The following is an 11,723-nucleotide window of genomic DNA, read 5'->3' as shown; positions in this document are numbered from 1 at the left end:
TTACCTGGGAGGTAAAGAGATCGGCTTGTGCCAATTACGCCAATTACGCCTATTTCACCTATTTCACCTATTTCACCTATTGCACCTATTGCACCTATTGCACCTATTGCACCTATTGCACCTATTTCACCTATTGCACCTGCCACCAGCGCGGCAACAGCCGGCGCACTTCCGGCCGCCGGTAACGGTCGTCGATCAGATGCACCACGCCCTGATCCTGCTCGGTCCGGATGACCCGCCCCGCGGCTTGCACGACCTTCTGCAAACCCGGATACAGATACATGTAGTCGTAGCCGTTGCCGAACTTCGCGTCCATCGTGCGGCGCATCTGCTCGTTGACGTCGTTCATTTGCGGCAGACCGAGCGTCGCGATGAAGGCGCCGATCAACTGCTGCCCGACCAGATCGACGCCCTCGGAAAACGCGCCGCCTAACACTGCAAAGCCGACACCCTGCCCCGTGGTGCGAAAGCGCGCGAGGAACGCATCGCGCGCGGCCTCGTCCATACCCGGTTCCTGTGCCCATACCGGCAGTTCCGGATGACGCTCGCGCATCAACCCCACCACCTGCTGCAGATACTCGAAGCTGCTCAGAAACCCGAGATAGTTGCCCGGCATCGCGGCGTACTGCTTCGCAATCAGATCGACAATGGGCACGAGCGAACGCTCGCGGTCGCGCCAGCGCGTCGATACATTGCCCGCCACGCGCACCTGCAACTGCTCGGCGCGAAACGGTCCTTCGACCTCGAGCCAGTTGGCCTGCTCAGGCAGACCCAGCGTGTCGCGATAGAAATAATGCGGATTGAGCGTGCCGGAAAACATCACCGTGGTGCGCGCGGCAGCGTAGCGCCCGGCGAGAAACGGTGCGGGGATCACATTGCGCACGCACAGCGTGGCGTTCGTCTTGTCGCGCGGCGCGTAGCGATCCGTGCTGAGCGTGATGTCGAAAATCGAATGCTCGCCGAACTGCTCCGCCAGCGCGACGAAATGCATGGCGTCGAAGAAAAACCGCAACGACGCCTCGTCGATAGAAAGCGGCGCTTCGGCCAACTGGTCCGTCACTGCGCCGATCAGGTTTTGTGCCGCCGCAAGCAGTTTGCCGGGTACCTCGGCGTAGACCTGATAGGTGCCGGTCTGCGCGCGTTTGACGGCGTTCCACTCGCGCTGAAGCCGTTCAAGCGGCCTCTTCAGGGTTGCCGGTGCGGTTTTGCGGGCGAGCCGGAACGCCGCCTGGTCGAGCGACGCGCTGTACATGCGGCGTGCCCGATCGAGCAGGTTGTGCGCCTCGTCTACCAGCACGCCGACGCGCCACTGATTGATCTGCGTGAGCGCGTACAACATCGCGCTGCTGTCGTAGTAATAGTTGTAATCGCCGACCACCACGTCGGACCAGCGCGCCAGTTCCTGCGCCAGATAGTACGGGCAGATCTCGTGCGCGAGCGCCGCTTCGCGCACCGACGCCCGGTCGAGCTTCGGCCCGGCCAAAGCCGTGCTGCGGGCCGCATCGAGCCGGTCGTAGAAGCCATGCGCGAGCGGACAGGACTCGCCGTTGCAGGCTTTGTCGGGATGCTCGCAGGCTTTGTCACGCGCGACCAGCTCCAGCGTTCTGAGCGGCAACCGCGCTGCGGACGGCGCGGCGCTCCGATGCAGCGTTTCGATCGCATCGAGGGCAAGCGCGCGGCCCGGCGTCTTCGCGGTGAGGAAGAACACGCGGTCGATCTGTTCTGACGCGCACGCCTTGAGCAGTGGAAAAATCGTCGCCAGTGTCTTGCCGATGCCGGTTGGCGCTTGCGCCATCAACGGCGTGCCGTCTCGCGCGGCACGATACACCGACACCGCGAGTTCGCGCTGCCCGCTGCGGAACGCGCCGTGCGGAAACTGCAAGGCGCTGAGCGCGGTATTGCGCGCCGCGCGATGGGCCTCTTCCTGTACGGCCCAATCGAGAAAGCACTCACATTGCTCGACGAAGAAAATCTCCAACTCACGTGCACTGTGTGTTTCGGCCAGCGACGTTTCCTTCTGAGTGCCGATATCGAAGTACACCAGCGCGACCGTCAATTCGCCGAGCCCGCGGGCATGGCATAGCAGATGGCCGTACACCAGCGCCTGCGCCCAATGCAGGGTCCGGTGATTGGCGGGCATCCGTTCGAGCGCGCCGCGATAGGTCTTGACCTCTTCCAGCCGGTTCGACACCGGATCGTAGCCGTCGGCGCGGCCACGCACGGTCAGGCCACGATGCGTGCCGCTTAGCGTGATCTCGGTTTCATAGCCGCCCGCGCGCCGCCCGGCCACCGTCACGTGGCCCGCCATGCCTTCCAGCGAGGTGGGAGCGGGCGTGAAGCGTAGATCCAGGTCGCCGCGCCTCGCGGTAAATTCGCACATCGCCCGCACGGCGACCACGTAAGTCATGTGGCGCCCTCGTTCGCGGCACCGGTGGTGACGTTTTCCGCCGCTGCTTCTGGAGCCGCTGTCGTGGCTGCTGTCACCGTTTCCATCACCGTCACCATCTCGGGCTTAGCGGCATCTTCATCGGCCCAGCGTACGTCGAGTACCCGTACCGGCATGCCGTGCTGCGCGCAGTAGGCGAGCCAGCGGATCTGATTGTCCTGCAAGCGGTCGCCGGGGCCCTTCACTTCGATCAACTCATAACGGCGCTCGGCCGGCCAGAAGCGAATCAGGTCCGGCAGGCCTGAGCGGTTGCCGCGGATATCGCGCAGCAGACGCTCGAACCACAGTTTCAGATGCGCGGCCGGCAGGCAATCGAGCGCCAACGCCACCAGTTCCGGCGTCAGCAAGCCCCAGAATACAAACGGCGATTGCAGACCCGCCTTGCTTTGCAGATGCCGCAGAATCGTTTCGCGATAGGCACTGCTCTCGAGTTGCGCCAGACAGGTGGCGAATTGGTCCGCGCGGCGCGCATGAAAATCCGGCGCATGCAGATCGGCGGGTCCGCGCTGGAACGGATGGAAGAATGCGCCGGGCACCGCCGCGAACACCGGCTCCCAGCACAGCAAACCGAACAGCGAGTTGATCAGCGCGTTTTCGACGTAATGAACCGGCGCGGACTCGCAAGTCAAATGATCCCGGGCAACGTATTCGACCGGTTGTGGCGCCTCCGGCTTTGGCAGCACCAGTGTGCTGCGCTCCACCGGCCGTGCGGCAGGCACGCGCGCCACCCGCTCGCCGCGCTTGCGCTGCAACCGCGGCAGCATGCGCGCGACGCGCTGCATTTCCTCTTCGCTTTCAGGCGTGCCAGCGGCTTGCGAAGCGAGGGCGAAGGCTTCGTCGAACCGTTCGCTGCGCTCGAGCACCCGCAAGCGCCGATGGCGCGCGCCAGGCCACGCACAGCGCTCATAAACGGCCAGCGCAGCAGGCCAGTTCCATTGACGCTCGCAATGCTGGCCGACACGAAACAGCAATTTCGCGCGCCGTGTTTCGAGCCAGGGATTCGAAATTTCGATTGCGGCAATCGCGGCGACGAGTTCGTCGATCGCGGCGGCTTCAGCGTCACCCGCGGGCAGCCATTCGAGTGCTTCGCGGCAGGCCTGCAACGCAAGGTAGACGTCCACGTCCGCACGCTGCTGGAATGCGCGCGACGACGGCGCGAACGCAACCTTCTCGTACTGGAACACCCCGAGATCGGCAAGCACGAACTCCGACCAGTCCTGCTGGAGATTGCCGAAGAACATCAGGCGCAGACGTTCGCAGAGCGGCGCGACGGCGACGTGGAAGACGCGGTCGGTGGTTTCGCAATGCCATGTGGACAACGGATGCGCGGCAACGCTTCGTTCCTCGCCTTCGCCTTCGCCTTCGCCTTCGCCTTCGCCTTCGCCTTCGCCTTCGCCTTTGCCGTCGGCGAACAACGGCCGCAGCGCTTCCAGCAGATCGGGTTTGCGCAAGCCCTTCGCGCCTGGAATCAACGCGATGGCATCCGCAAAGATCAGCAGCAACTCGGGACGGGTTGTGAGCGCGAACAGATCGTCGAGCGTCAGGTGCGGTTCAGTGTCGACCCAGCCGAGCGCCGCCAGGGGAGCAACGGCCTCGAAGGGACAGCCGATCTCGTCATAAGAAAGGCGGCTGGCGCGGAACAGTTCGCCCTTGCGCATCAGCATGCGAACCAGCAACGCACGCGAAGGCTGCGGCAAAGCGGCGAAATCGCGCAGAAAACCGTGTTCGTGCGCGTCCAGCAGATCGTCGTAACGCTCGGCAAGCCACGCGAGCGCACGCTCGAAGTTCAGCAGGTAGTAAGGGGCATCAGCGCGGAGGTCTGACGGAGCATCTATTGCCACGGGGTTTTGACGAAACCTGTATGTTTATACAGTGATGATAGCAAAAACCGTCGGAGAACCGGCTAACCTACGCCTTATTGAAAGTGGTGCGACGTGCAGCGGTTCTCAAAGCGTCGCCAGAAGCTTCGACGCCGTGGACTTGAACACTGCGAAGGCCTCTCCGAACGTCGGCCTCATCGCTCCATAGACAAGCGGCAGCAGCACCTGCTCATACTCACGTTTCGTCTGCGCTTCTGTTTCCACAGTCGCTAGAGCCGCGGTCATGGATTGCTTCGGATCGTCGACAAACGCGGCGTGATGGTGAAACTCTCCGCGATCGTATTCGACGCAGTCTTTAAAGTGGGCAGCCGCTCGATCGACGAACGCCGCGTTCGAGCCAACGATGCAATAGGTGTCGTAAATGTGGCGCACCAATGCCTGATCCCACTTTTCCCGCACGCCGGCTCTGTGTTCCGCGTGACGGCGCAAAAACGACAGAACTTTTTCCGCGAGTGTTTCTTCGATAGCGACACACGGCATACGGACCGGCGCCCTTTCGCGACCCGCCAAACGGTCGATCAGATAGCCGATAGGTTTTTGCACAACGGCAAAGCTCGGCGTACGCACTGTAAATTCGAGGCTTAAATGAGGTCGTAAGCTGGTGTGAGCGATATAGCGCGTGTTGTAACGCCAACCGGACGCGAAGTAACGGTTCGCGTTAAGAGCCCGTTTTTCTTCTTCGACGAAGTGGAAGCCCAGCGCTTTCATCGCGTCGATTACAGCGTTTTTTAGCTTGCCAAGATGAGTCTTCACGCCGCTTTGCGTGAACCCGTGATCGGCATTCAACACCACTTTCAGATCGACGTCTTCGGACATCCGTTCGATCAGGCCATGCGCCTTGGACAGGCTCGTACCACCGCAAAAAACGAACTGAATGTGCCGATGCTGAAGTTTCGCCAACGCATGCAAGGCGTCAGTGACGTGGATATCTTTCTCGAGGACGAAGGCAGAGAGGTTTCCGGCCAGCCCTTCCGCGGTAATCGAATCAATAAGCTCTTTCTGTTCTTCTGAGATTATTTTCATATTGAACAGTTTTATTGCCGAAACCTAACTTCCGCACGATACGGCGATTGCCGGTGTTGATCACAGTACCGGCCGGCAATTGAGTCGTTTCACCCGCGTTGTACAACTCGACTTGCCTGCTCGGGTAGACCTCGACCCCCATCTTCGTCAAAGCTTGCTCGGCTAAAACCTCAACGGGCTGAACCGGGATCGGTACGCCTGACAGGACACTACGCTTGGCTTTTGCATACACGCCAACGCCGAGTTTAACGATGACCCCACTGTCGAGCAGCTTGCGAAGCGCCCGCCCAATCTGGGCCTCGCTACCAAGACGGGCAAGCTCGGTCCGCAGGAACACATCGGACGCCCGCCTGGCAATTGCTATCTTCAGCCGGTCTTCGAGGACCATGACAAACTCCGCTCACAGAGTTGATCCAAATCAACATGCAACTCAATGATTTTAATAACAAAAATCGATCAAATACCGATCATTGAGTCAGTATAACACGTGCCCGGATGAGATTGGGCGTTGCCCCCTGGAGCCAGGCACGCACCAGATCCCTTACAACCCTGCCACCCACACCACCGTCAACGACCTCACCCCCTGCGCGCCGCGAATCAGCACGCCTTCAATATCCGCCGTAGCCGAAGGGCCAGTGACCAACGCAGCAAAGCGCGCGTCGCGAAAGTCATCGCGTCGGTACACGTCCTGCAAACCGTCAAGTAACTGCGCCGGATCGAGCAGCACCACCAGATGCTGCACGATGTACCCCAGCGCGTTGACGCCATACTCGCGCTCGCTGAACCACACCGAACCGGTTTCAGCGACGCCGAAGCGCGCCCGCACCACGCCCACCTCGACGTCCTGCAACGAAGCCGGCTCGGTTTCGGCCGTGATCTCCCGTGTGCCGGGCACTTCGGAGGTCGCCGAGGCCACCGACGCTGCCTCGCCGAACCGCTCGCGGATCAGCGCCAGTACGTCACCCGCCGCCGACACGTCGACGCACGTGCCGCCCATCGCCTGCAATGCCGCCGTGAAGCGCGCCCGCAAATCCCCGCCCAGCGAAGCGAACAACGGCACATCGGGCCGTGGACGCGCCGGCGGCTGCGCCTCGCGCACCTTCGCCAGAAAAGCTTCACGCGTTGCCATTGCCACCTCCACGATTCTTCTTGTACCAGGTATGGAAGGTCAGCTTCGGCGCCTCCGGCAACTCACGCTGCCGACCCCAGATATTGAGCGGGTTATACAGCACGAAATTCGGCAGCCGCCGCAGCGCGCCTCCCATCGACGACACCGTCGCCCGATATAGCGTCGGACTCGCGAGCAGACGTCCCGCCATTTTCAACACTTCCTGCTTCACGAACGGCACCTCGTGACGCTCGGCGATCACCGTGCGCCATTTGTAGATCTGCTCGTGAATATTGATCTTCACCGGACACACATTCGTGCAACTGCCGTTGAGCGTCGACGCGAACGGCAACGCGCTATAGCGCTTCAGATCGAAAGTCGGATTGATGATCGCGCCAATCGGCCCCGAATACGTGCCGCCATACGACAAACCGCCGCTGCGGCGGTACACGGGGCAGGTATTCATACACGCGCCGCAACGAATGCATTTGAGCGAGTACCAGAACTCCTCCATCGCAAGCCGCTCCGAGCGGCCATGATCGACGAGGATGAAATGCATCTCGGTGCCAGGACGCGGCGCGCGAAAATGCGAGGTGTACTGCGTAATCGGCGAACCGAGCGCACTGCGCGACAGCATGCGGATGAAGACGCCGAGATCCGACACCTTGGGAATCAGCTTTTCTATACCGATCGACGCGATATGCAACGGCGGCACATTCGCCGACAGGTCGGCATTGCCTTCGTTAGTACACACCACCACCGTGCCCGTCTCCGCCACCGCGAAATTGCAGCCGGTCATGCCGGCGGTTTTCCCGGCGACGAAATACGGCCGCGTGTTCATCCGCTGGCTTTCGGCGAGGTAATGAATATCGCTGTTGTTCGGATCGGTGCCGATGGTGCGGCCGAACAGTTCGGCCACGTCGGCGCGTAGTTTATGGACCGCGGGCACCACCATGTGGCTCGGGTCCTGGTGATCGAGTTGCTGGATGCGCTCGCCGAGATCGGTTTCCATCACCGTGATGCCGCGCGGTTCGAGATACTCGCGCATCTTGCATTCGTCGGTGAGCATCGACTTGCTTTTGACGAGCGTGGTCATGCCGCGCTCGGACATCAGCTTGTGAACCAGCGCGTTGTGTTCTTCCGCTGTCGCGGCCCAATGCACCACAACGCCATTGGCTTCAGCCGCGGCAGCGAACTGCTCGAGGTAGTCCGACAGATGCGACAGCGTGTGTTCCTTGATGTCCGACGCCAGGTCGCGCAGCGTCTCCCATTCCGCAATGCCGTGCGCCTGCGCATCGCGCTTCTCGCGCAAATCCCACAGACGCTTATCGTGAAACGCGACATGCTCCGTCTTCCTGATGAAAGCGCCCGCGGCTTTCGCGTGATCGACCCGGCTCATGCGCGTGCTCCGTTAAGGACCTGCGCGATATGAATGAAACGTGCGTCGGCTTTCATGCGTTCCGCGCAACCTTGCTGGTGCATCAGGCACGACATGTCGCCCGATACGATGTACTCGGCGCCCGCATTGAGATGATCGCGGACCTTGTCCTGCCCCATGCGGACCGACACAGGCTCCTCGGTCACCGAGAAGGTGCCGCCGAAACCACAGCATTCGTCGGGCCGCGACGGTTTGACGAACTCGATGCCCTTAACGCCTTCGAGCAAGGTGCGCGGTTTTGAAAACGGCGTCGCAGCGATCTCCGAGACCGATGCTTCCTTCAGATGCCGCAACGCGCTACAACTGTTATGCAGCCCGACGCGATGCGGAAACTCGGCCCATGGAAACTCGCGCGCGCCGACCACGTCGTGCAGAAATTCGACCAGCTCATAGGCGTTGGCACGAACCTTCGTGACTTCATCGGTCTGCGCAATCGCGGTCAAATGCTCGCGCACGTGATGGATGCAACTCGCCGACGGCCCGACAATGTAGTCGTAGCCGGCGAAGTTGCGCGCGAACACGCGCTCGGCGCCGGCGGCCTCGGCTTGCGCGCCGCTGTTGGCCATCGGCTGGCCGCAGCAGGTTTGCTCCTGCGGATAGTCGACCTCGATGCCGAAGCGTTCGAGCAATTCGAGCGTGGCGATTCCCACCTCGGGATAGAACGCGTCGATAAAACACGGGATAAACAGGGCGACTTTCATAAGCTCATTGAAAAGAAAGGCGGCGGCCGGCGATTCATCCACTCTAGTGCTGGAATCATCGCGGCGCAGGCATTTTCCGCCGACGCCATGCGTCTGGCCTGTCAGCGCGGTCATTCGTCGTGAGCCGCATTGTAAAGACTCAGTCAGACTGGTCATGTTGGTCTGACCATGAATTATATAAGGAGCGCACCGCACGGTGTCAACCGGAAATCACAGCAGGAGCGAGCTGGGTGGGTCGTCAGGAAGCAGCGCAGGTGCGCAAGGCGCCACTCGCGAGGCGAGCGCGAACGAAGTTCGAAAGCTCAGATAAACCAGAACATCAGACACCCGGCGGAATCAGGAAATCACGCTCGGCGCAGGTTTCGTCGCGTCGTCTTTGTACATTTCACGCACAAAGGTCAAATGACGCTCGGCGGCCTTGCGCGCCTTTTGCGCGTCACGCGCGATGACCGCGTCATAGATGGCCTGATGCTGGCTCATCAACTGTTTTTCCATTGCCTCGTCATAGTCGATCAGGCGATGGTATTGGCGCATGCCTTCGCGAATCAGCGTATGGATGCCGTGCATCACATGGGCAAGCGCGATGTTATGCGTAGAGTCGGCAATCGCGAGGTGAAACGCGGCGTCCAGCTCCGCCAGGTTCACGCGGTCTTGCGACTGCGAGCCAGCCTTCAACGCTTCGAATGCTTCGGTAATTTTCTGCAGATCGGCCGCCGTGGCACGTTGCGCGGCGTACACGGTCGAAATCGATTCGAGGCCCTGGCGCAGTTCGAGAATATCGGCGCTGGTACGCGGATTCTGCAGCAGCAGTTCAGCAAGCGGCTTGGAAATGATCGGGGCGGTGACGTCGACAACCGTAAAACCGCCCCGCCCCGACGTTTCAATATAGCCGTCCGCTTCCAGCCTGATCAGTGCCTCCCGCAACGACGGCCGCGACACACCGAGTTGCGTGGCCAGATCCCGTTCGGCCGGCAACCGGTCGCCCGGCATCAGCGCGCCGTCCGAGATCAGTTGCTTGATCTGGTCGGACACCACGTCGGAAAGTCGTTTGCGCGTGAAGGACTGGATCGGGAGAAATGGCATGGGCGGCGCGGGTGAAGAAGTGGACGAATTATACCGTTCGCCGACGTTGCGCCACTGACGAAGCTAGCTCGCGCCCGCCGCATAGAAGCTCGCCAGATCCCGCTTGAGGGTATGCAACGCGGCATCGTCGAGATAGATCATGTGGCCGGTCGGATAGTAGGCGATACGCACGTTGGCGCGCAGCGGCGCATCGACACCCAGATGCGCAAGCGCGTACTCGGTTGCATAGAACGGCGTGGCAAGGTCGAAATAACCATTTACCGACATCACGCGCAGATGCGGGTTCTGCCGCATCGCTTCGGCGAGATCGCCCGCGGCATACGGCTCGTTCAGGTGTTCCCCCCACCACTCGCGATGCTTCCAGTCCCATTGCGTCAACGCCTCGTTGTTGAAGACGCGATAGCGGTCGACGGGCGTGAAGTGCAGATCCTGCGCCAGATGCTGATGAAGCGCGGCATCGAAAGCGCTCGACACCCCGGCCACCGACGCATCGAAATCGGGATGCTCGGACACGCCGTCATACTCGAGCCCTTCGAAACGCGCATCGAAACGGCCGACGCTGCGCGATCGATCGCGCAGCAACTGATCGCGAAAGCGCGACGGATAGAGACGCAGGCGGCTTCGCTTCACATAATCGACGTCGAGTCCGGTGAACTGCGCAACGCGCGCGGCAATCTCGTCGCGCTGCGCGTCCGGTAACGCGTCGCCCTGCGCAAGTGCTTGCGCATAGGGCCCTCGGGCGAACGCGCGGGCTTCGTCGAGAAAGGCAGGCAGGTTGGCCGGCTTCGGCACGATCTTGTCGTGATACCAGGCAATGGCCGCGAAGCTCGGCAAGTAGCTTTCGCTCTGGAAATCGGAGCCGGGTGAAAACGCCGCGGAATCGAGCACCGAGGACATCAGGATCACGCCGTTGAGCGAGATATTGTTTTGCCCCAGCTCATACGCGAGCATCGCGGCGCGCGCGGTTCCATACGATTCGCCGAGCAGATATTTCGGCGAATTCCAACGCTGGTTCACCGTCAGGTAGCGATCGATGAACTGCGAAAACGCGGCGAGGTCTTTATCGACGCCCCAGAAGTCCTTCCCCGTGCCGTGCCCAACGACTCTCGACAAGCCCGCCCCCACGGCGTCGATAAACACCAGGTCGGTGGTGTCGAGCAGACTATCGGGGTTGTCGTCCAGCACATACGGCGCGGGCGGCGTGTTCGCGGGACTCGCCGTGCGCACCCGCTTCGGCCCGAACGAGCCGATCATCAGGAACACGGTGCCCGCACCCGGTCCGCCGTTGAAGAGAAAGGTGACGGGACGCGTCGAAGGATTTTTCGTGGCGACGGTATAGGCGATATAGAACACGCTCGCATTGGCCTGGCCGCTATGGTCACGCAGCAACAGATTGCCGGCGGTCGCGGTGTAATCGATCTTGCGGCCGCCGATCCGGATCGAATGCTGCGTCACCGCGGCGCTCTCCGGCGGCACCGGAATCGCCGGAGTTTCCGGCTTGGCGCTATGCGGCGCGTTGTCTTCCGACTCGTTCTGACTGGCGGCGGCAACCCGCAGAGGACGGCCAGGGCGTGCAGGATTGGCGCCAGGCGCCCTGACTGGCTGACCGTTCGCATCGGCGGCCTGACCGGCTGTTCCCGCCTGGGTACCCGGCATGCCGGACGCGCTCGCCGGGCTGCCCGGCAATGCGGCTGTTCCCGTGCTGGCCGCGGCAGCGGAAGGTTCGTCCAGTTCGGCCGCCACGCACATCTGACTGAACGTGGCGATAACGGCGAAGACGAGCGCCATCGCAATCAGCGCGGCCGCCACGGATCCGGCCATCAATGACCGGCGCAACGCGAGATAAAAGCGAATGGCCATGCAGTTTCCGTCCGCGAGTCGATAGGCGCCGATGTTCCGGCTGTCCAGACTAAGACGAACTCGGCGAACGATTCTTGACGCAAGCATGAACGACGTCAATCGAAAATGGGCTCTAACGGACTCTAACCGGCTCAAATAAGCCCCTACCCCTGCATCGCGTTGCTTCTTCGAGGGGAAACGAAAG

Annotated in this window: 9 protein-coding genes; all 9 read right to left on the bottom strand. The window is 61.6% G+C overall.

Going from position 1 to position 11,723, the window contains the following annotated elements; all coding sequences use genetic code 11:
* Positions 1-130: 130 nt before the first annotated feature.
* The gene (locus GH665_RS29030) at positions 131-2,407 is read right to left on the bottom strand and encodes an ATP-dependent DNA helicase (RefSeq protein WP_153140644.1); all 2,277 of its coding nucleotides are present in this window, start codon (positions 2,405-2,407) and stop codon (positions 131-133) included.
* On the bottom strand, positions 2,404-4,287 hold the full coding sequence (locus GH665_RS29025; protein ID WP_153140643.1) for a VRR-NUC domain-containing protein: 1,884 nt from the start codon (positions 4,285-4,287) through the stop codon (positions 2,404-2,406). The genes GH665_RS29030 and GH665_RS29025 overlap by 4 nt, the downstream gene beginning before the upstream one ends.
* 105 nt (positions 4,288-4,392) lie before the next feature.
* Positions 4,393-5,349, bottom strand: coding sequence for a nucleotidyl transferase AbiEii/AbiGii toxin family protein (locus tag GH665_RS29020; protein ID WP_153140642.1), 957 nt, complete (start codon positions 5,347-5,349; stop codon positions 4,393-4,395).
* The gene (locus GH665_RS29015) at positions 5,312-5,737 is read right to left on the bottom strand and encodes a type IV toxin-antitoxin system AbiEi family antitoxin domain-containing protein (RefSeq protein ID WP_153140641.1); all 426 of its coding nucleotides are present in this window, start codon (positions 5,735-5,737) and stop codon (positions 5,312-5,314) included. The genes GH665_RS29020 and GH665_RS29015 overlap by 38 nt, the downstream gene beginning before the upstream one ends.
* Positions 5,738-5,890: 153 nt before the next feature.
* On the bottom strand, positions 5,891-6,478 hold the full coding sequence (locus GH665_RS29010) for a LutC/YkgG family protein (protein WP_153140640.1): 588 nt from the start codon (positions 6,476-6,478) through the stop codon (positions 5,891-5,893).
* Positions 6,465-7,856 carry a lactate utilization protein B gene (locus tag GH665_RS29005; RefSeq protein ID WP_153140639.1) on the bottom strand — a complete coding sequence of 464 codons (1,392 nt, stop codon included), beginning with the start codon at positions 7,854-7,856 and terminating at the stop codon, positions 6,465-6,467. The genes GH665_RS29010 and GH665_RS29005 overlap by 14 nt, the downstream gene beginning before the upstream one ends.
* Positions 7,853-8,596, bottom strand: a complete 744-nt coding sequence (locus tag GH665_RS29000) for a (Fe-S)-binding protein (protein WP_030100444.1) — start codon at positions 8,594-8,596, stop codon at positions 7,853-7,855. Before GH665_RS29000 ends, GH665_RS29005 begins: the two co-directional genes overlap by 4 nt.
* A 336-nt stretch (positions 8,597-8,932) precedes the next feature.
* Positions 8,933-9,679 (bottom strand): FadR/GntR family transcriptional regulator, encoded by a 747-nt coding sequence (locus GH665_RS28995; RefSeq protein ID WP_028194639.1) that lies wholly within the window; start codon positions 9,677-9,679, stop codon positions 8,933-8,935.
* Positions 9,680-9,742: 63 nt separating this feature from the next.
* Entirely contained in the window at positions 9,743-11,539 is a 1,797-nt protein-coding gene (locus tag GH665_RS28990) for a S10 family peptidase (RefSeq protein WP_153140638.1), read from the bottom strand.
* Between the last annotated feature and the right edge of the window lie 184 nt (positions 11,540-11,723).

It is taken from the genome of Paraburkholderia agricolaris (assembly GCF_009455635.1).
Taxonomy (GTDB): Bacteria; Pseudomonadota; Gammaproteobacteria; order Burkholderiales; family Burkholderiaceae; genus Paraburkholderia; species Paraburkholderia agricolaris.
The sequence above is the reverse complement of the archived record's forward strand: the minus strand, read 5'-3'. Positions and strand labels throughout refer to the sequence as shown.